Origin of the sequence: Amycolatopsis sp. WAC 01416 (assembly GCF_003947485.1) — a bacterium.
In the GTDB taxonomy this organism is placed as follows: Bacteria; Actinomycetota; Actinomycetes; order Mycobacteriales; family Pseudonocardiaceae; genus Amycolatopsis.
The window spans coordinates 141,732-162,426 of record NZ_QHHX01000009.1 but is presented as its reverse complement, the minus strand read 5'-3'; the positions used below and the strand labels follow the sequence as shown (position 1 = coordinate 162,426).

At 69.0% G+C, this 20,695-nt stretch carries 15 protein-coding genes; 8 read left to right on the top strand and 7 right to left on the bottom strand.

What is annotated here, in order from left to right:
* Positions 1–70: 70 nt before the first annotated feature.
* Positions 71–775, bottom strand: a complete 705-nt coding sequence (locus DL990_RS29500; protein WP_125800622.1) for an alpha/beta fold hydrolase — start codon at positions 773–775, stop codon at positions 71–73.
* A gap of 125 nt (positions 776–900) precedes the next feature.
* Between DL990_RS29500 and DL990_RS29495 the strand changes: the two genes are divergently transcribed.
* The 4 genes from DL990_RS29495 (at position 901) to DL990_RS29480 (ending at position 5,165) form a co-directional block, all read left to right on the top strand.
* Positions 901–1,461 carry a TetR/AcrR family transcriptional regulator gene (locus DL990_RS29495; RefSeq protein WP_125784559.1) on the top strand — a complete coding sequence of 187 codons (561 nt, stop codon included), beginning with the start codon at positions 901–903 and terminating at the stop codon, positions 1,459–1,461.
* A gap of 75 nt (positions 1,462–1,536) precedes the next feature.
* A complete protein-coding gene (locus DL990_RS29490) occupies positions 1,537–3,120 on the top strand; it encodes an AMP-binding protein (protein ID WP_125800621.1) in 1,584 nt (527 codons plus the stop codon).
* A 392-nt stretch (positions 3,121–3,512) separates the two neighbouring features.
* Positions 3,513–3,806 carry a transposase family protein gene (locus DL990_RS29485; protein WP_125800620.1) on the top strand — a complete coding sequence of 98 codons (294 nt, stop codon included), beginning with the start codon at positions 3,513–3,515 and terminating at the stop codon, positions 3,804–3,806.
* A gap of 120 nt (positions 3,807–3,926) precedes the next feature.
* Entirely contained in the window at positions 3,927–5,165 is a 1,239-nt protein-coding gene (locus DL990_RS29480) for an HNH endonuclease signature motif containing protein (protein ID WP_125800619.1), read from the top strand.
* A 372-nt stretch (positions 5,166–5,537) separates the two neighbouring features.
* Here the strand turns inward: DL990_RS29480 and DL990_RS29475 are convergent, their stop codons facing one another.
* Both DL990_RS29475 and DL990_RS29470 read right to left on the bottom strand, forming a co-directional pair.
* Positions 5,538–6,812 (bottom strand): MFS transporter, encoded by a 1,275-nt coding sequence (locus DL990_RS29475; RefSeq protein WP_233620615.1) that lies wholly within the window; start codon positions 6,810–6,812, stop codon positions 5,538–5,540.
* Complete coding sequence (locus DL990_RS29470; protein ID WP_199746655.1) at positions 6,812–8,197, bottom strand: M20 family metallopeptidase; 1,386 nt, start codon at positions 8,195–8,197, stop codon at positions 6,812–6,814. The genes DL990_RS29475 and DL990_RS29470 overlap by 1 nt, the downstream gene beginning before the upstream one ends.
* Before the next feature lie 117 nt (positions 8,198–8,314).
* Here DL990_RS29470 and DL990_RS29465 point away from each other — a divergent pair, with 117 nt between their 5' ends.
* Entirely contained in the window at positions 8,315–9,238 is a 924-nt protein-coding gene (locus DL990_RS29465; protein ID WP_125800617.1) for a LysR family transcriptional regulator, read from the top strand.
* Here the strand turns inward: DL990_RS29465 and DL990_RS29460 are convergent.
* Positions 9,213–10,796 (bottom strand): FAD-binding oxidoreductase, encoded by a 1,584-nt coding sequence (locus DL990_RS29460; RefSeq protein ID WP_125800616.1) that lies wholly within the window; start codon positions 10,794–10,796, stop codon positions 9,213–9,215. The two genes, DL990_RS29465 and DL990_RS29460, sit on opposite strands and share 26 nt — an antisense overlap.
* 97 nt (positions 10,797–10,893) lie before the next feature.
* Here DL990_RS29460 and DL990_RS29455 point away from each other — a divergent pair, with 97 nt between their 5' ends.
* Both DL990_RS29455 and DL990_RS29450 read left to right on the top strand, forming a co-directional pair.
* Positions 10,894–11,403, top strand: coding sequence for an HAD domain-containing protein (locus DL990_RS29455; RefSeq protein ID WP_125800615.1), 510 nt, complete (start codon positions 10,894–10,896; stop codon positions 11,401–11,403).
* Positions 11,404–11,613: 210 nt separating this feature from the next.
* Entirely contained in the window at positions 11,614–14,136 is a 2,523-nt protein-coding gene (locus tag DL990_RS29450; protein ID WP_370451382.1) for a LamG-like jellyroll fold domain-containing protein, read from the top strand.
* A 22-nt stretch (positions 14,137–14,158) separates the two neighbouring features.
* Here the strand turns inward: DL990_RS29450 and DL990_RS29445 are convergent, their stop codons facing one another.
* Complete coding sequence (locus DL990_RS29445; RefSeq protein WP_125800614.1) at positions 14,159–15,814, bottom strand: DUF885 family protein; 1,656 nt, start codon at positions 15,812–15,814, stop codon at positions 14,159–14,161.
* Between the two features lie 130 nt (positions 15,815–15,944).
* Between DL990_RS29445 and DL990_RS29440 the strand changes: the two genes are divergently transcribed.
* The gene (locus tag DL990_RS29440; RefSeq protein WP_125800613.1) at positions 15,945–16,943 is read left to right on the top strand and encodes an enoyl-CoA hydratase/isomerase family protein; all 999 of its coding nucleotides are present in this window, start codon (positions 15,945–15,947) and stop codon (positions 16,941–16,943) included.
* Here the strand turns inward: DL990_RS29440 and DL990_RS29435 are convergent.
* Positions 16,931–17,635 (bottom strand): hypothetical protein, encoded by a 705-nt coding sequence (locus DL990_RS29435; protein WP_125800612.1) that lies wholly within the window; start codon positions 17,633–17,635, stop codon positions 16,931–16,933. The two genes, DL990_RS29440 and DL990_RS29435, sit on opposite strands and share 13 nt — an antisense overlap.
* Positions 17,628–20,624 carry a DEAD/DEAH box helicase gene (locus tag DL990_RS29430; protein ID WP_125800611.1) on the bottom strand — a complete coding sequence of 999 codons (2,997 nt, stop codon included), beginning with the start codon at positions 20,622–20,624 and terminating at the stop codon, positions 17,628–17,630. Before DL990_RS29430 ends, DL990_RS29435 begins: the two co-directional genes overlap by 8 nt.
* Positions 20,625–20,695 lie beyond the last annotated feature (71 nt).

The window sequence follows — 20,695 nt, the reverse complement described above, 5'->3', positions numbered from 1 at the left end:
CTCCCCGGAGAGACTGCAAAAACGCTTTTGCAGTCTCTCCGGGGAGGTTTCCGCTGTCAAGCGACCGAGGTCAGGCGACCTTGGCTGCCGCCGCGAGGATGACCTCCGCGACGACGTCCGGCCGCGAGACCGAGACGGCGTGCGAAGCGTCCGTCCTGGTGACCTCCGAGCCGGCGCGCTCGGACATGAACGCCTGCGCGGCGGCGGGGATCGCGTGGTCCTGCTCGGCGATCAGCGCCCACGACGGCAGGTTCTTCCAGGCAGGCTCGCCGTCGAACGGCGTGGCGAGCGCGCGCTCGGTGACCGGACGCTGGGTGACCGCCATGACGTCGGCGGTCTCCGCGGAGACGTCGGCCGCGAACACGTCCGAGAAGTTCTCGGGCTTGATCGACAGCTCGCCCTGGGAAGCCAGGACGTTCGTGGTGTCCGGGCCGAGCTTGCCGCCTTCGAACCGGCCGGACAGCTCGAACACGCTCTCCCCCGCCTCCGGCTGGAAGGCGGCGATGTAGACGAGCGCCTTGACGTTCGGCGCGGTGGTGGCCACGCGGCTGATCACCACGCCGCCGTAGGAATGCCCGGCCAGCACCACGGGGCCGTCCACGCCGTTGACGACGTCCGCGACGTAGTCCGCGTCGGACTCGATGCCGCGAAGCGGGTTCGACGCGGCCAGCACCCGATAGCCCTGCTCACGCAGCTTCGGGACGACGCCGTTCCAGCTGGACGAGTCGGCGAAAGCACCGTGGACCAGGACGATGGCGGGCTTCTGGTTGGTCATGGTGGCTCCTTCAAGTCAGGGAGAACGATCGGTCTTTCTCCCTGAACAATGCTTGCCCGGACGACCTTCCGCAACGTGACGAAGGCGACCTGGTGGAATGACCGTTCTTTCTCTAGGGTTGGAGGATGCCGACTGTCGACCGGGACGTACATCCGAAGATCCGGCTGCTCGAGACAGCGTCACGGCTCTTCTACGCCGAGGGCATCCATGCCGTCGGCGTGGAGCGCCTGGTCTCCGAGGCGGCCGTGACCAGGGCGACGTTCTACCGCCACTACCCCACCAAGGACGACCTCGTCGCCGCCTACCTGAGCACCACGAGCGAGCGGATCCGCGCGGGCGTCGACGCGGTGACAAGCGAAAGATCCGCCCGCGAAGCGCTGCTCGCCGCGCTGGGCATCATCGGCGACCGGACGCTCGACGACGACTTCCGCGGTTGCCCGTTCCTCAACGCCGCGGCCGAATACCCCGATCCCGAACACCAGGTCCGCCAGGTCATCGACGACCACCGGGACTGGTTCTTCGGCGTCCTTCGCGACCTGGCTCGCGACGCGAGCCACGCCGACCCGGACCACGCCGCCCGCACTCTCGTCCTTCTCCGCGACGGCGCGCTTCACGGCGGCAACCTCGATGACGCCGAGACCGTGCGCGCCACTTTGCATCGAGCCGTGGCCGACCTCGTCCCCTGAGCTTCATCGCGTCTTCTCGACGGTCGTAACAAGTGCTACCTTCGCAGGAGGGGGCCGGACCGAGGAGCGGCGACAATGAGGCTTTCTCCCAGCGCGCACGTCGACCCGTTCTGCCGTGACCGGCTGCCGCCCGCCGGGCAGTGGCCGGAGTTCGTGTTCGACCTGCCGGAACTGCGGTATCCCGACAGGCTGAACGCCGCGACCGCACTGCTCGACGACACCGTGGCGCGCTTCGGTCCGGACAGGCCCTGCCTGCTCTCCCTCGCCGAAACGTGGACATACGGCGAAGTCCTGGCCCGCGCCAACCGCGTCGCCCACGTCCTGGTCGCCGATTTCGGAGTGGTTCCCGGAGACCGGGTGCTGTTGCGGGGCACCAACACCCCGTGGCTCGCGGCGGCCTGGTTGGCCGTGCTCAAGGCGGGCGCGGTGGCCGTCACGACCATGCCGATGCTGCGGCGTACCGAACTCGACAAGATCGTCGGCCGCGCGAAGCCCGCACTCGCCGTTTGCGACGAACGCCTGCTGGACGAACTCCCGGCCGATCTGCCCGTCGTGTCGTACGGAACGGATCTGGCCGCCCGTGCGGAGCGACATCCGCCCACGTTCGCCGACGTCCCGACCGCGGCCGACGACGTCGCCCTGCTGGCTTTCACCTCGGGCACGACGGGATCCCCGAAGGCGACGATGCACTTCCATCGCGACCTGCTCGCGATCGCCGACACGTTCTCCCGGCACATCGTGCGCCCGACGTCCGACGATCTCTTTTGCGGCACGCCACCGCTGGCGTTCACCTTCGGCCTCGGCGGCCTCCTGGTCTTTCCCTTGCGTGCGGGCGCGGCCACGCTTCTGGTCGAACGCGCCACTCCGGCGGAACTCGCCGCCATCGTCGCCGACAAGGGCGTCACGGTCCTCTTCACCGCCCCGACCGCGTATCGCGCGATTCTGAACGCCGGCGACGGACGACTCCTGGCCGGAGTGCGCCGGGCCGTCTCCGCCGGCGAATCGCTTCCCGCTCCCGTGGCCGAGCGGTATCGGGAGATCGTCGGACGGCCGCTCATCGACGGCCTCGGCAGCACCGAGATGCTGCACGTGTTCATCTCCGCCGCCGACGACACCGCACGTCCCGGCGCGACCGGGAAGGTAGTACCCGGCTACGAAGCGGCCGTTCTCGACATCGACGGCTCACCCGTTCCCGACGGCACTCCCGGGTTCCTGGCGGTGCGAGGCCCCACCGGCTGCCGCTATCTCGAGGACCCGCGCCAGCAGGACTACGTGCGCGGCGGCTGGAACATCACCGGCGACACCTACGTCCGCGACGCCGACGGCTATTTCCGGTTCGTCGCCCGCAGCGACGACATGATCATCTCGTCCGGTTACAACATCGCCGCGCCCGAGGTCGAGGAAGTCCTGCTCACCCATCCGGACGTGGACGAATGCGCCGTCATCGGCACGCCGGACCCCGACCGCGGTTCGGTCGTCACGGCGTTCGTCGTCCCGCGTCCCGGCGCCGACCCGGGCACGGACCTGGCGCGGGCACTGCAAAACCACGCGAAAGCGACCGCGGCGCCGTACAAGTACCCACGGCGCGTGCGCTTCATCGAAGCCTTGCCGCGTAATGCGAGCGGAAAGCTGCAGCGTTATCTACTGCGGGAACTGTGAAATCGCCGCAGGTCAGTCTCGCCACGCGCACGGCGGTACAGCGAACGCACGACGAGAGGCTAACGAAACTCGAAGGATCGAGCGCAGGTCAGCCTCATACGCCGCGGGGTCGTTGCGCCCCTATCACCCGCAAGTGTCATTAGCGCATCAATAAAGGTGAACTGTCTTCAATGAGCCTTTTCCAACCTGGTTTGGGTTGGTGAGGGTGTGTTGGTGTGCTGGGTATGGCGAAGCTCCTGGTAGATGCGTGGAACGACCAAGAACCATGCACTGCCAGGAGCTTCGCTGCGTTGTCTTACCCGTCGGCGATCACGTTGTCCAGCCAGACATCGGCCAAGTTGGCCCGGATCATCCGGGAACACCGGCAGGCGATCGGGTCGGACTAGCGCCGGCTGTCCTGCCAGCGTCAGGCCCTGCTCGTGCCGGCCCACTTGCACAACGGCGACACCTACGCCCGCCTGGCTGCCGGATTCCGCATCGGCGTGGCCACGGTGTGCCGCTACCTGCACGAAGTCATCAACCTGCTCGCCCAGCGCGCCCCGTCCCTGACCGCCGCGTTGTGGCAGCTCGCCTGGAGCCACAACAACTACGCCATCCTCGACGGCACCGTCATCCGCACCGAACGCGGGTTCGCCACCTCAAACACTGGCGTGTACTCACCAGCACCCACCGCGTCACCGCACTAGACAAAGCCATCCTCACCTCGGACACAACCTCACCTAACCAAGATGAAAAAGGCTCAATACACTTTCGGGAAAACGCCTTTCGACTCGAATGCCTGTTCGATTCGGTGGTATTATGGCCGGGTGTCCAGCCAACGAATCCTCGAACCGCCACAGGAGTTGTGGCGTGCCGGTGCGCGCGAGCTCGCGCACGGCGTGGTGGAGCGGTTGTCGGTGGCACGACAGGCTTTGGCGGAGGTCGGGCAGTTCCTGACGGAGATCGAGTCCCGCGGTCCGATGGAACTCTTCGGGCATGGTTCGACCGCGGGCTGGTTCGCCGAAACCGCCCGCATCAGCCCCAAAGAAGCCCGCGATACCGTGGCGCGCGCGTTGGCGGTGAACGAAAGCCGAAACCTGGACGGCACCCCCGCCCCTGCTTTCGCCCCCATCGCCGGAGCCACTGCGGCCGAAGGGGAACTCGGGCACCAGCACCTCGACCCACTCCTGGCGGTACTGAAGAAAATCCCCGCCGAGGCATCAGAAGAGGACCGGTCCGGCGCGGAACAGATCCTGGTGAACCTGGCCCGCCACGCCGGCCCCCAGGAGATCCTCAACGGTGGCGCGGAACTCTTGGCGCGCCTGGATCCCGACGGGAACGAGCCGAAAGACGAAGACCTGAAACCACCCTCGCGCGAGGTCCATCTGCGGAAACGCGACGACGGCTGGTGGCGACTCAACGGCCTGCTCGACCCCGAATTCGGGGCCCGCGCTCAAGCCCTCTTCGACACCTGGGGACAACGAAGACCCACCGACCACGACGGCAACCGCGACCCCCGCACCCCCGGCGAACGCCACGGCGACGCACTCTTCGACGCCATCCACTACGCCATGACCAACGACAAAGCCCCCACCCTGTCGGGGGATCGGACGACGGTGGTGGTCACGATCCCGCTGGAGACCCTGACCTCCGGGCTCGGGTCGGCCTGCGTGGACGAAGTCACCCAGATCACCGCACGCCACGCCCGCATGCTCGCCTGCGACGCCAAGATCATCCCCGCGGTTCTCGGGACCGAGAGTGAACCCCTCGACATCGGCCGCGCCGCCCGCACCGTCACCCCCGGCCAACGACGAGCACTGAACATCCGCGACCACGGATGCGCCTTCCCCGGCTGCCACCGCAAACCCAAACACTGCGAAGCCCACCACCTCTTGCCGTGGGGCGAACTCGGCGACACCGACCTCACCAACCTCTGCCTGCTCTGCCGCTACCACCACATGGTCATCCACGGACAATCCGGCTGGGCAGTACGGATGGCCACCGACGGACGCCCCGAATTCATCCCACCCCAATACCTGGACCCGCTACAAACACCCCGCCGCTGAACGCCGAGGAGCCCGCCCCACCGGCGACGGGCCCCTCGGCGTGCCCCGATTCCGAAATCACCGCAAGGCGAGATCACGTAAATATGGACGGCATGACCACCCGTTCTCCGTGGCAAGCCGATGCCTACCTTGATCTCGCCCACCGGACCTGCCCCGGTCGAGCACCGCGAGCACACTGTCGGCGACTTCACCGTCGATGAGTACCTGGCCAACCGGCGCGTCCACTGGCACCTCGTGCCCCTGCCGCCTGGCGTTCCCTACCAACCAGCAGCAGGTCGCGGTGTTCGATCCCGCACGCGGCCATTCGGACATCCCCGGCGACGCTTTGGCCGACCGCATCTTGTCGTGGCAGCGCCCGTCTTTCCCTCGAATTCAGCGAATCCCGCGGCGCCGGTTCGCCGCGACCAGCGCGACGATGCTCAGCGACGCGGTCGCCAGAAGGTAGTACCCAGGCGAAACCGGCGACCCCGTGGCCGCGATCATCGCGGTCGCGATGGTCGGCGTGAAACCGCCGAAGATCCCGACGGTCGCGTTGTAGGCGAACGAAAGGCCCGTCGCCCTGGTGTGCGCGGGGAAGACGTCCGCCATCACCGAAGGAAGCGCGCCGAAGTAGGTTGCCTTCAGCAGCCCCAGGATCGTCATCGTGATCGTGAGCGTCAGGAACGACGGCGAGATCGTGACCCACAGATACAACGGCACGACACCGGCTCCGATCACCGCCGCGGCCGCGATCATGATCTTGATGCGGCCGTGCCGGTCGGTGAGCAGGCCCACGATCGGCGTCACGACGGTCAGGATGGCGGCGGTGATCATCAGTGCGACGAACGACAGCGAGTCGTCAAGGCCCAGGTTCTTGATCGCGAACGTCGGCAGCGACTGCAGGATGAAGTTCAGCGAGGTCGAGACGACCAGCGCTCCCCCGGCGATCAGCAGGCCGCCCCAATGGAAACGGAACAGCGTCCGCACGGGCGGTGACTTCGGCTTATCCGCCTGCTCGGCCGCGGGTTCGTCGACGTGACGCCGGATGTAGTAGCCGACCGGGCCGACGAGCAGTCCGAAGATGAAAGGGATCCGCCAGCCCCACGACGTCATCGCGTCGGCGCTCAGTGCGGCGGTCAGCCCGGCGGCGAACCCGGCGGACAACAGCGTCGCGAAACCCTGGCTGGCGAACTGGAAACTGCCGAGGAATCCCTTGCGGCGATCGTCCTGTTCGATCAGGAACGACGTGGCCGCCCCGAATTCCCCGCCCGCGGCGAAGCCCTGGATCAGCCGGGCGACGATCACGCCGACCGGGGCGAGGAAACCGATCGTCGCGTATCCCGGCATCACCGCGAGCAGGAACGTCCCGGCGACCATCAGCCAGATGGTCAGCACCAGCGCCTTCTTGCGGCCGAACCGGTCGGCGTAGGCGCCGAGCACTAGACCGCCGAGCGGGCGTACGAGGAATGTGATGCCGAAGACCGCGTACGCCTGGACGAGCTGGACGGCCGCGTTCCCGCCGGGAAAGAAGGTCTTGCCGATGTAGGCCGCCATGAGCGCGTACACGGCGAGGTCGAACCATTCGAGCGCGTTGCCGATGGTCGCGGCGGCGATCGCGCGTCGCGTGGACGACGGCGTGCGCGGCTTGGCCATCGTCTGGTCGCTCATCATGCTTCCTCGCCTCGCCGCCCGAGCGCGTGGAACAGCGCCGTGGCGAGGACGAGCCCCTCTCGCGCGATCGGCGCGAGTAGGTGTTCGTCGGGCGCGTGCTGCAGGCAACCGGGATAGGAGTGCGGCAGCCACAGCGTCGGAAGGCCGAGCAGGTCGGTGAAAACGTGGTTCGGCAGTCCCCCTCCGAAACTCGGCAGGATCGCCACCCGACGATCGGAAACCTCGTCGAGGACGCCCTTCGCCCAGCCGACCCACGGGTCGTCCACGGGGGTGCGGCTGGCGAGGAAGCTGCCTTCGGCGGTCACGTCGACCATCGAAAATCCATGCGCGGCAAGGTGTTTCGTGATCGCCTCGCCCACGCGGTCGACGTCGGTGCCCGCGACGTAGCGCAGTTGCAGCATCGCGCGGGCGCGGCCGGGGATGGCGTTGACCGGCCGCTCGATGTCGGCCGCGCCCAGCGAGAGGACTTCGAGGGTGTTCCAGCCGTACAGCCGCTCGGCCGCGGTCAGCCCGGTGTCACCCCAGCCCTCGTCCAGCGCCGGATCCCCTGGCGTGTTCCCGATCTGGAGCGCGGTGAGCGCCGCGCGGACACTGTCCGGGAGTCCTGGCGGCAGGAGTTCCGGCACCTGGACGCGGCCGTGCCCGTCGACGAGACAGGCGATCGCCCCGGCGAGGGTGGTGGCGGGATTGCGCAGGACACCGCCCCAGTTCCCCGAGTGGTAGGCGTCGGGACGGAGATCCACGTCGAGGGCGATGCGGACACTGCCCCTCGCGCCGAGGAACAACGTCGGTGTCGCCGCGTCCAGGCGCGGACCGTCGGACGCGACGAGGACGTCGGCGCTCAGCGCCTCCCGGTTCGCCGCGACGAACTCGTCGAGACCGGGCGAACCGATCTCCTCGCCGGTCTCGAACAGGAACTTGAGGTTGAACCCGAGCGAACCCGTCTCGGCGAGGAGCAGCCTGAGCGCGGTCAGATTGATCAGATGCTGTCCCTTGTTGTCCGCCGAGCCGCGGCCGTACCAGCGCTCGCCGTCGGCGGTCAGCGTCCACGGGTCCCGGCCTTCGCTCCACCGGCCCTCGTGCCCGTCGACGACGTCGGCGTGGCCGTAGCACAGGAGTGTCGGCAGCTCCGGCGACTCGATACGGGTTCCGATCAGGAACGGGCCGCCGGCCGGGTCGGGATTGGGCCGGGTCGCCACGGAACAGCCGAGCGCGGTCAGCGCCGGGGTCAGCACCTCGTCCAGATATGCCTTGATGGCAACGCGGCCGCTCGGATGATCGCTCACAGTCGGATACCGGACAAGGTCGGCGAGCTCGGCGAAGAACGCACCCGAGTCGACGTGCTCCCGGGCTTTCGAGACCAGTCCTGCAGGGATCGCCACGGTATCTCCCGATTCGCTCGTCGAGTATCGCTGAGGAGCGTAAGTCGGTTTGCGTACCCTGACCATTGCCGTTTACGGTGCTCCGCGTTCTCATTGAGGCAAACCTGCGGAGACCTGATGCGACTGCTGCCGATCGCGTTGACGTACTTCCTCGAAGTCGCCCGCACCGGTTCGGTGTCCGAGGCGGCGACGGAACTGACGGTGGCGCCCTCGGCGATCAGCCGTCAGATCGCCAAACTCGAAGCAGGCATCGGGGTACCGCTGTTCGTCCGGCATCCGCGTGGCATGGTGCCGACCGAGGCCGGGAACCGGCTGCTCGACCACGTCCGCCGCAGCGAGGCCGAATCGGCCGTTCTCGTCGACGAACTCCGCACCGGCCGCGGCCTGCACGCCCGGTCCCTCACGGTCGCCTGCTCCGAGGGATTCGCCCGCCGTGTCGTCCCGCGGGCGATCGCGACTTTCCGGCGCGACCACGACGTCACGTTCCACATCGACGTCGTGACCAGGGAGGAGGCGACGCGGCGGGTTCTGGAGGGCGCGGCCGACGTCGCCGTCACGTTCGCGACGGGACCTCAGCACGGTGTGCGTGTCGAAAGCGCGGTCGTCGTCCCGGTGTACGCGATCGTCCCGCTCGATCACCCGCTCACCGGCCGCGACTCCGTGGGGCTCGCCGAACTGTGCGTACACCCGCTCGCACTGCCGACGCCGGGGCAGAGCCTGCGCGACCTGTTCGACATCGCCACCAGGATCGAGAACCTCACAGCGCATCCGGTGCTGGTGTGCAACGAACTGAGCCCGAAGTACGAGTTCGTCCGCCGCGGCGGCGGAATCACGCTCGTGGGCGGGCTGGGTGACATCGAGGAGGACGCCGCCACCGAAGGAGTGGCCTATGTCCTGCTCGACAACGCCGTGTTCCGCAAGCGCGAAGCCCAGGTGCAGACCATGGCGGGGCGGACGTTGTCCTTGGCTGCCATGCGGTTCACCACGCTGCTGACCTCGTTCGTCCGCTCGCCGGTCAGCGGAGCAGCACCCCGGGATTGAGGATTCCCGCCGGGTCGAGGGCGGACTTGGCGGCGTCGAGCGCGGCGGCGAACGGGTCGGGACGCTGCCGGTCGTACCAGGGCCGGTGGTCGCGGCCGACGGCGTGGTGGTGGGTGATCGTGCCGCCATGGGCCGCGATCGCCTCGGAGACGGCGGCCTTGATCTCGTCCCACTGCTCGACCGTGCTCCCCCAGCGCCCGGCCGCGTAGATCCCGTAGTAGGGCGCGGGACCGTCGGGGTAGACATGGGTGAAACGGCAGGTGATGACACCGGCACCGCCGCACACCTCGTCGATCGCGGCGCGTGCGGCCGACGTGATCGCGTCGTGGAACTCCTCGAAGCCGTCCCAGGTGCACGCCGTCTCGAAGGTCTCCACGATGAGCGACCGGCGGGCCAGCGCGTCGCGTTGATAGGGCATGCGCAGGAACGACGATCGCCACGTCGACGCACTGTCCTGGCCGGAGGAATCCTTGCCGCGCCTGGTTTTCACGATTCCACCGTGGCCCGCGGTCACTTCGAGCGCGCGGTCGAGCCAGGGGTCGACCGGATGATCGGCGGATTCGAACCCGATCAGCAGGAGGCCACCCCCCACACTCGCGCCCGCGTTGATGAACGCCTCCGCCGGGTCGAGCAGACGGCAGTTCGACGGGTACAGCCCGGACTGCGCGATCGCGCGGGTGGCGGCGACGGCGTCATCCTGCCGTTCGAAGGCGACGGACGCGGTCACTTGCCAGACCGGCCGGTCCTGCAGGCGCATCCAGGCTTCGGTGATCACACCGAGCGTTCCCTCGGAGCCGAGGAACATCCGGTCCGGCGAGGGGCCGGCGCCCGATCCCGGCAGGCGCCGGGATTCGCTGATCCCAGCGGGTGTGACGACACGCAGCGATTCGGTGAGATCGTCGATATGCGTGGCGAGGGTGGCGTAATGCCCGCCCGCGCGGGTGGCGAGCCAGCCGCCGAGCGTCGAATGGGCGAACGACTGCGGGAAATGCCGCAGGGTCAGCCCCAGCGGGCGAAGGCGGTCTTCCAGCGCCGGCCCGAAGATCCCGGCCTGGATCCGGGCCGCGCGGCTGACCGTGTCCACTTCGAGTACGCCACCCAGGCCCGCGAGATCCATCGAGATCGCCGGCCCGTCGAACCTCGGTTCGACCCCGCCGACCACGGAACTGCCGCCACCGTAAGGAATCAGCGGGGTGCCTGAGGTCGTGCACCAGTCGAGGAGGTCGACGACGTCCTGTTCCGTGCGAGGGCGGGCGACCAGGTCCGGCACGTGGCCGAGCCGTCCGAGCAGGTTGCGGACGACATCGCGGAACGCCTTGCCCCTGGCGTGGGACAGCCGATCGGCGGGAAGGTCGCTGCACAACGCGGCGAGCGCCGCGGGTGGACGGATCCGCGATGCCGGGACGTCGAGCGCCGCGGGGTCCGGCGGGGCGTGGTCGGTGAAGTCGTGAGCGGGCAGCACCCCCGAGGTGCGGGCGACCAGTGCGTCGGACTCTTCCCTGGACAGTGCGCCGGCGGTGGTGCCCCAGCCCCACCAGGAACGCTCCTCGGTCGGCATCGATGCCTCCCTCCGATCTGACTCGCCAGTAAGTTACCTATCGGTCAATTATTGTGTCAACGCACCGCGACGACGAACACCGATAACGTGTGCCGTCGTGGCCCCAGGTCCTCTGATCTACCTCGACGTCGACGGCCCGCTCATCCCCTTCGGGCTGGAGCCTTCGAGCTACCCCTTGTTCGGACCGTCGCCGCAGGATGACGAGAACCCGCTTCTCGGCAGGCTCGACCCGTCGCATGGCTTGCGCCTGAAAGCTCTTCCCGGCGAGCTGATCTGGGCCACGACCTGGCTTCAGGACGCCAACGACTCCCTCGCCCCCAGACTCGGCCTACCCCGCCTGCCAGTGGTGGACTGGCCGGAGCCGTCCGACACCGACGAGTTCGACGCCCGCATCGGCCTGCACTGGAAGACCCGCCCTCTACTGGACCACGCCCAGGACCGTCCGTTCGTGTGGATCGACGACGAGCTTTCCGACATCGATCGCGACTGGGTGTCCGGCAACCATCCCGGACCGGCCCTCCTGCATCGGGTCGATCCCCGGCGCGGCTTGACCAGCGCCGACTACCGGAAGCTCGCCGAGTGGCTGCGGGAAACCCGCCTTCCCTGACACACAGGACAGCTCTTCCACCCAGGACCGATTCGAGGCCTTCGACGCTTTACAACGTTGTATCAACGATGTAAAAACATCCTGACGGCCGCCCGTGGCCCGGCTCACACTGGTTCCCCGGCCACGGCGTCGTGGTTTCACGCCTGCACAAGTCCAGCGGGAGGCGCACCTCCGCCGAGGCGGCCGCCCCCGGAGAAGGGTGTCGAGCAGATGTTGTCAACGTTGTCACCACACCGCTCCCGAAAGCCGAGACGCTTCCGGAAATCACTGGTCACCGCGGTCGCGGTGGTCTCCGCCCTGGCGATGACGCCGGGAGCCGCGACGGCCGCGGAGAGCGGCTGGAAGATGGGCAAGCCGCGCCTGACGACGCCGTGGACGAATCAGGTGTCGCCCTCGAACGCGTTGCCCGAGTACCCGCGGCCGCAGCTGGTGCGCGAGAACTGGCAGAACCTCAACGGGGTCTGGGAGTTCGCCGGCGCCGCCCCCGGCGAGGTCCCGCCCTTCGGCGAGAAGCTCGCCGAGAAGATCCTGGTCCCCTACCCCACCGAATCGGCGCTTTCCGGGATCCAGCGGCATGAGGACTTCATGTGGTACCGGCGCACGTTCACCGTGCCCCGGAACTGGAACGTCGGCAGAGACAACACCCTCCGGATCAACTTCGGCGCCGTCGACTACAAGGCGAAGGTCTACGTCAACGGCAAGGAGGTGGCCGCGCACCAGGGCGGCTACGGCGCGTTCTCGGCGGACGTGGCCTCGGCGCTGAAACCCCAGGGAGAGCAGGAGATCATCGTCGGCGTCGAGGATCGCGCCGACGCGACCTGGCAGCCCGTCGGCAAGCAGCGGCTGGTCCCCGACCGCGGGATCTTCTACGAAGGCGCTTCGGGCATCTGGCAGACCGTGTGGATGGAACCGGTCGCGGCGAAGCACATCGGCACGCTCGGCATGGTCCCCGATCTCAAGTCCTCCACGCTGAAGCTCACCGTCGACACCGGCGGGAACTCCGGGCTGACCGTCGAGGCCGTGGTCCGCGACGGCCGGAAGGTGGTCAGCCGCAGCAAGGCGTCCGCTGCCGGGACGATCTCCCTGCCGGTGCCCAAGGCGAAACTCTGGTCGCCGGATTCGCCGTTCCTCTACGACCTGGACGTCGAGCTCAAGGACGGCCGACGCACCGTGGACAAGGTCTCGTCCTACTTCGGCATGCGCGAATTCGGCACCGCGAAGGGCGCCGACGGCAAACTCCGCTTCACCCTCAACGGCAAGATCCTCTTCCTGCAGTCCACTTTGGACCAGGGGTACTGGCCGGACGGCATCTACACCGCGCCGACCGACCAGGCGCTGCGCTTCGATCTCGAACAGCACAAGGTCCTCGGCTTCAACACGGTCCGCAAGCACATCAAGACCGAACCCGACCGCTGGTACCACCACGCCGACAAACTCGGGCTGCTGGTCTGGCAGGACATGCCGTCGATGCGCACCGGCGGGCGCCCGCCTGCCGACGCTCAGCGGCAGTTCCAGGTCGAGCTGAAGGAACTGGTGGAGCAGAAGAAGAACTGGACCTCGATCGTCGGCTACGTGCCGTTCAACGAGGGCTGGGGCGAATGGTCGCGCGAGACCACCGGCAAGATCGCCGACGACGTCAAGGCCCAGGATCCGACGCGGCTGGTCAACGCGCACAGCGGTGTCAACTGCTGCGATTCCCTCGGCGACTCCGGCAAGGGTGACGTCATCGACTGGCACGCCTACCCTGGCCCCGCGAAGCCGATGCCCGACGCCAAGCGGATCTCGATCGACGGCGAACACGGCGGCTACGGCCTCGAAGTCGAGGACCACATGTGGTTCGGCGAAGGCCACGCCTACGAGATGGTGAAGGACCAGGCGACGCTGAACAGCCGCTACGTCCAGAACCAGCGCGATGTGCTCGCGTCGGCGCAGAGTTGCGGCATCAGCGGCTCGATCTACACGCAGATCACCGATGTCGAGCACGAGGTCAACGGTTTCTTCACCTACGACAGGCAGGTGAAGAAGATGGACTTCGCGCAGGTGCGCGCGGTCAACCAGGCGATCATCCGTAACGCCGACGGCAGTGGTTCCGGCGCACCCGACCCGGGTCCCGGCACTCCGGGACTCGCCGGTGTGCACGCGTACAAGTTCAACGAGGGCACCGGATCCAGCGCCAAGGACTCGGTCGGCACCGCGCACGCCGCGCTGACCAACACGCAGTGGGCAGGCGGCGTCGAAGGCGGCGCGCTGGCCTTCACGGGCAACGGCCAGGCCGACACCGGGGCGAATCTCGTCGACACGGCGAGCAGCTACTCGGTCTCGGCGTGGGCGAAGCTGGATGAAGCGAGCGGCGCCTTCCAGACCGTCGTCAGCCAGGACACCGGCCGCGACAGCGCGTTCTTCCTGCAGTACTCCGGGCAGGATCAGCGGTGGGCGATGAGCTTCGTCGGCCTCCGCGCCTTGTCGCCGGAGAAGCCGGAAGTCGGCCGCTGGTACCACCTGACCGGGGTCCGCGACGCCAAGGCGGGCACGTTGTCGCTGTACGTCGACGGCCAGAAGGTCGCCTCACAGAACGCCTGTTCCGCCGCACCGAGCACCGGACACACCGTGGTCGGCCGCGGCCAGTACGGCGGTCAGCAGGTCGACTTCCTGCGTGGCGCGGTGGACGACGTCCGGCTGTACGACCGGCCGCTGTCCGACGCCGAAGTCGCGATGCTCGCGAAGCGCGACTGAGCTCGCTCGCGCGGCGCCGGGGTCACTCCCGGCGCCGCGTGCCTGCCACCCATTCCCGCACTATGTCGCTGAGCACGGGCAACGGCACCTGCCCGTTCCTCAGCACCACGTCGTGGAAGTCCCGGATGTCGAACGCCTTTCCCAGCTCCTCCTCGGCGAAGGCGCGCAACCGCTGGATCTCCAGCCTGCCCGTCATGTACGACAGCGCCTGACCGGGCCATTCGATGTAGCGGTCGGTCTCCGATTGCACCTCGACATCGCTGAGCACGCACTGTCCGGCGAGGTAGTCCACGCATCGCTGCCGGCTCCAGCCCAGCGCGTGCAGTCCGGTGTCGACGACGAGCCGCGCGGCGCGCAAGGAGTCTTCGGCGACCATGCCCAGCCGCATCACGTCGTCCGAGTACAGCCCCATCTCGTCGGCGAGCCGTTCGGTGTAGAGCGCCCAGCCCTCGTCGAACGCCGAGAGCGGGACGAGCCTGCGCAGCCGCGGCACTCCGTCGAGCTCGTAGGACACACCGGCCTGGAAATGGTGCCCTGGAACGGCTTCGTGGAAGGCGACGGACTCGGCGATGAACCGGAACCGCTCGGTCACCCGGTAGGTGTTGGTGGAGTAGACGCCGGGACGGCTGCCGTCCGCCGACGGCGGCATGTAGTACGCCTGCGCGGCGGAGGGCCCGTCGGCTTCCGGCACGGCACGCACGACGCATTCGGCCGACGGCATCCGCCGGAACCAGCCAGGCGCGGCGGCCGCGGCCCGCGCGACCGCTTCCGTCGCGGTCGTGATCATCTCGTCCGCGTCCCGCCAGCGCAGCGACGGATCGGTGCGCATCCGCAGCCGGACCGCAGCGGGATCGTGCTCGCCGAACACGGCCGCACCGAGCCGCCGGTACTCCTCGTCCAGCGCCCGGCCGAGTTCGAGACCGGTCTCGTGCAGTTCCTCCGGCGAGATCCCGGTGGTGGTGTGCGTCTTGACCAAGCCGGCGTAACTCTCCTTGCCGCCCTCCAGCCAGTAGAGACCCGGCCGGTCGTCGGGGCGGCCACGTCCGGCGATCTCCCGGGCGAGCACCTCGCGATAGGCGACGAGCGCCGGTCGCACCTGCTCGGTGAACAGCCGCTCCCGTCGCGCGACACGGTCGCCGGTCAACGGTGGGACGAGCACCGGGTGGCGTTCGGCGGCCAGGATCCGGTCCAGGTAGTCGACGGCGTTGCGCACCGCGCGTTCCACCGGGGTCCGGCCCGCCGCGACCCCGGCACGGTGGCGCTCGGCCAGTGCCGCGAAGAACTCCGGGAAAGCGGCCAGCCTGTCCAGATAGTCCTCCTCCGCCTGTTCCCCCGACGGCTCCAGCTGCGGAAGCCACGCCAGCACCCCGATCCCCTCGGCCACCATCGGATCGGCGAGGATGAATTCCGTCAGCCGCGAATCCAGCCTGGTCAGGAGCGATTCCGCGTGATGAGTGACGACCCCCAGGGTGATCCGGTCCGGATCGGTGGACCGGGCGGCCTGCCCGGCGATCCGGACGGCGCGCTCGCGCAGCCGGTCGTCGCCCGCCTCCGACACGTCCCGAAGTTCGTGGTCGTGCCCGGGGACGTTGTCGAACGTCGCCATCAAAGGGAGCTCGGTCGCGAGGACGTCGAGAAGTTCGTCGGCCAGCTCCGCCGCGGTGGGCTCATCGCTCATGACCGATGACTACCAGACCGTACCTCGCGCCCGCTGGCAGTTATTAGCACTAGCAAAGCACCGACTTCCCCGTCCGAGGCGTACGCCACAAGCTCCACATAGTCGGACTTCCGACTTTTAGGGTGGCTTCGTGAACGACGTCCAGTTCCTCGTCGAGAGCGGAATCGGCCGGATCACGCTGAACCGGCCGCGTGCGCTGAACTCGCTGAACCACGGCATGGTCCTCGCCATGCTCGACCACCTCGAAGCGTGGCGCGCCGACCCCGGAGTCCGCGCCGTGCTCATCGACGGCGCCGGCGATCGCGGGCTCTGCGCCGGCGGCGACATCCGCGCCATCTACGAAGACGCGCGCGGCGGCGGCACCGCGTCGTTGCGGTTCTGGGCCGACGAGTACCGCCTCAACCTCCTGATCTCGCGCTACCCCAAGCCGTATCTCGCACTCATGGACGGGCTCGTGATGGGCGGCGGGGTCGGCGTCTCCGCGCACGGCAGCCACCGGATCGTCACCGAACGCGCCCGCGTCGGCATGCCCGAGACCGGCATCGGTTTCGTCCCCGACGTCGGCGGCACGTATCTGTTGTCCCGGACTCCCGGCGAACTCGGGACGCACATCGCGCTCACCGCCGGGGCGATCTCCGGGCCCGACGCGATCCACTGTGGACTCGCCGATCACTTCGTGCCCAGCCAAAGGATCCCGGACCTGCTCGACGCGCTCACGTCGCGCCCCACGGACGACGCGCTGGAGCTGATCTCCGAGCCCGCGCCGCCGAGCGCGCTGGCCGCGGACGCTGCCTGGATCGACCACTGCTACGCGGCGGACACCGTCGAAGAGGTCCTGGCCCGGCTTCACGCCGGGGGTGACGCGGCCGCCACCGCCGCCAAGGAGATCGAGGCGAAGTCGCCGACCGCGCTGAAGGTGACCCTGCGGGCGCTCCGGTCGGCGGCGGCGATGCCCGACCTGGAAACCGTGCTGGCGCAGGAATACCGGATTTCGGCCCACGCACTCTCGACCGCCGAGTTCGCCGAAGGCATCCGGGCGCAGATCATCGACAAGGACCGTGCGCCGAAGTGGTCGCCCGCCACTCTGTCCGAAGTGGACGACACGATCGTCGACGCCTACTTCTCCTGACCGGTGATCGCCCGGTAGAGCGGCCGCAGCAGGGCGGTGACCGATTTTCCGTCCACTGTGGCCTTGAGCGGCGGGACCTCGTCGAGCAGCCCCAGCGGATCCCCGGCGGGCGGGCGTCGCCTGTTCGTGACGTCCCCGGCCGGGCCCCAGCCGAAGAAATCGTCCATCACCTCGTCGAGCCCTGCTGTTTCGTCTTCCGCGGCGGGAGCTGTCACGCGCGCACCCGCCTGCCGTCCGATCTCTTCGAGCAGCGTCGCGCGATCGCGTCCGCGGAGCGTGAAGATCGAGAACGGGTCCATGTCCGCTTCGAGAGCGATCAGGCCCGCGACGAGGTGATCGCACGGGACGCGGGTGCCGGGACACGTGCAGTCCAGCGACAGTTCCCACGCCGCCTCGGGGAACAGCGGCACCTGCTCGGCGGCGAAGAAGCGATCGATGCCGTCCGGGACCCGTCCGTCGAGCAAGGCGGTCCTCGTGGGCTCGTCCGCGACGACGGCGGCGGCGACCGCCGTCCACACCTGTTTGCCGAACGCCGGCAAGCCGATACGGACCTCGTAGAACCGTTGCCTGGTCACCCGGACCCTGGCGACGGCTGCCCCCGGCCCGAGCGTGAGCGTATCGACCGTGCAGGGCGGCACGAGTCCTCTGTGGACACCCAGTTCGTCGAGCGCCCGGCGGAATCCCTCAGTCATCGGCCGCCTCCCGGCCGAGCGTGAAGACCTCGCGCAGCGAATCGGTGGACAGCTCGGTGAGCCAGTCCTCCCCGTCGGTGACGACGAGATCGGCCAGCGCCTCCTTCTTGGTGATGACTTCGTCGATCCGTTCCTCGATGGTTCCGGGACAGACGAACTTCCGCACTTGGACGCTGCGCCGCTGGCCGATGCGGAACGCGCGATCGGTGGCCTGTTCCTCGACCGCCGGATTCCACCACCGGTCGAGATGCAGGACGTGGGTGGCGGCGGTGAGGGTCAGCCCCGCTCCCCCTGTCTTCAGCGACGCGAGCAGGATCGACGGGCCCTCGCCCGACTGGAAGTGCTCGACGATCGAGTCTCGGCGCCGCTGCGACAACCCGCCGTGCAGGAAGGCGATCTTCACGTTCAGCCGGTGCGAGAGATGCGGCACGAGCAGGTGGCCGAACTCGGCGAACTGGGTGAAGCACAGCGCGCGATCGCCCGAGTCCAGGATCTCCGCCAGGAGTTCTTCGAGCCGGTCGACCTTGCCGGAGCGGTGCCCGATCGGCGAACCGTCGTGCAGCAGATGCGCGGGATGGTTGCAGATCTGCTTGAGTTTGGTGATCGCGGCGAGGATGTTGCCGCGCCGTTTGACCCCGGCGCTGTCGGCGATCTTCGTCATCATCTCGTCCACGGTCGCGCGGTACAGCGTCACCTGTTCGCGGGTGAGGCGGTATTCCTGCAGGATCTCGATCTTCTCGGGCAGGTCCGCGAGCACGGTGGGGTCGGTTTTGAGGCGCCGCAACAGGAACGGCCGGGTCAGCCGGCGCAGCTCGGTGGCCGCGGCGAGGTCGCCCCGGCGCTCGATCGGCACCTCGAACCGCTCACGGAACTCTTGCCTGCCACCGAGGACGCCGGGGTTGAGCAGATCCGAAAGCGACCACAGGTCGGCGAGCCGGTTCTCCACCGGCGTCCCGGTCAGTGCGACCCGATGCCCGGCCGGGATCCGGCGCAAGGCCTGCGCGGGTCCGGTGTTCGCGTTCTTGACCGCCTGCGCCTCGTCGAGTACGAGCCGGTGCCAGCGGATGGCGGCGAGTTCGTCGGCGTCGCGGGCGGCGGTCGAGTAGGTGGTGACGACGAGATCCGCGCCCTCGGTCCGCACGCGGCCGCGATCGGCGCCGTGATGGAGGTGGACATGCAACTTCGGGGCGAATTTGGCGGCTTCCCGTTGCCACGTCCCGAGCAGCGACATCGGACAGACCAGCAGCGTCGGTCCCGTATCGTCCTGCGCTCTCTCCATCGCTTCGAGCGCGAGCAGCTGGACGGTCTTGCCGAGCCCCATGTCGTCGGCAAGGCAGGCCCCGAGCCCGATCGACGCCATGAATGAAAGCCAGGCAACACCACGGCTCTGATAGGGCCGCAGCGTCGCCACGAAGGTCGGCGGCAGCTCGATCGGCTCGATCGTGCGCTGGAGTCGTCCGGCGAGGAAGTCGTCGATCCAGCCGTCGGTGGTGACTTCGGTGACCGGCAGCGGCGCTTCGAAGCCGCCTCGGAGCAACGCCAGCAGGTCCGCCGGGGTGGGTAGCGGCGGTTTCTCGCGATCCGGCTCGCGACGGAGGTACTCCAGGCCGGCGCGCAGCAGCTCGGGGTCCACGCTCACCCACCGGCCGCGCAGCCGCACCAGCGACGACTTCGCGGCGGCGAGCCCGGCGAGTTCCTCGTCGGTCAGCGCGTCCTCCCCGACGGCGAGCGCCCAGCGGTAGGAGGCGAGCTGGTGCCGCCCGAGCCGGTGCACGGCGGCCTGGTCGACGGGCGCGCCGCGGACGGACAGTTTGAGCGCGAGTTTCCGCCGGCCGCCCCAGCTCGCCGGGAGCTGGACGTCGAACCCGGCCGCGACCAGTCGCTCCGCGCCGCCGTCGAGGAACTCCACGGTTTCGGCGACGGTGAGGTCATAGATGCCCGGCTTCTCGGCTTCGACCGCGGGGCGGAGCAGCGGCAGCACCTCGGCGGCCCGCTCCAGCTCGGCGGCGAAGAGGCCTTCGGGGTCGGTGAACTTGGCGCCCGCCTTGCCGGACCAGACGTCCTCGGACGGGAGCAGAAGACTGGGGTCGGCCGTGGAGCGCAGGAGGAAACGCAGCTGCCACTTGGTCCCGTCGCCGGTCTGGTCGTCCGGGTCGTCGGCCGGGCCGTGCAGCGTCGGAACCTCGTCGAGCCGGACGCAGACGGTGCCCTCGGTGAGGTCGGTGTCGCCGACGGCGTCCCAGGCGGCGATGCCCTCGGCGACGATCCCCATCCGTCCGGGCGACTGGCCGATCCGGTCGTCGGCGCTCTTCAGCGCGTGGAGCCACGACCCGAACGGGCCTTCGCGCCCGTCACTTTCCTTGGCGTGTCCGGCGGCGGCCAGCCGGTCGCGGACCGCGGCGTCGACCAGGGTGCGGAGCGCGTCGGTGACGAGCGCCGCCGGATCCGGTCCGGGGTGTTCGGCCCGGCCGACCGGTGGGGTGGCCGCGATCAGCGCCCGGACCGCGACCGCGTCGCCACCGCGGGCCACCGGCCGCCAGCGCGCCCGCGCCACGATCTCGTTCCGCACGAGCGTGGGAAGCACCCGGCCGCGGCGCACCAGGTCGTCCGCCAGCCGCACGACGGCGCGAAGGTGACGGACGGAGGTGCCGTAGCTGACCGTGTCGGCCAGGTCCCCCAGCTCGGACGGGTCGATCAGGAGCGCGGGCACCGACCAGGGTTCCAGCGTCAGTTCCCGCTGCGGACGGCCCCGCGCGCCCAATTCGGGCGAGGCGACCGGTCCGCCGCGCCGTGACGGCAGCAGCAGGACGGCCGACGCCGGCTTGCCGGGATGCAGGGCCGTCAGATCCGCGACCGACGCGGCGAACGGATGCGGCCGGGCCGCGCTCGACGGCCGCATCGACGTCGTCGCCGGGCGGTCGCCGTGCTCACCCCACAGCACGATCCCGCGGCCACGGGACCACAAGCCGTGCACGACGAGTGGCGACATGATCCCCCTTCCGCGGTCTGGTCCTTCCAGCATGCCCGGGACCGATCAGCGTCCGGTCAGCGCGTCGCCGA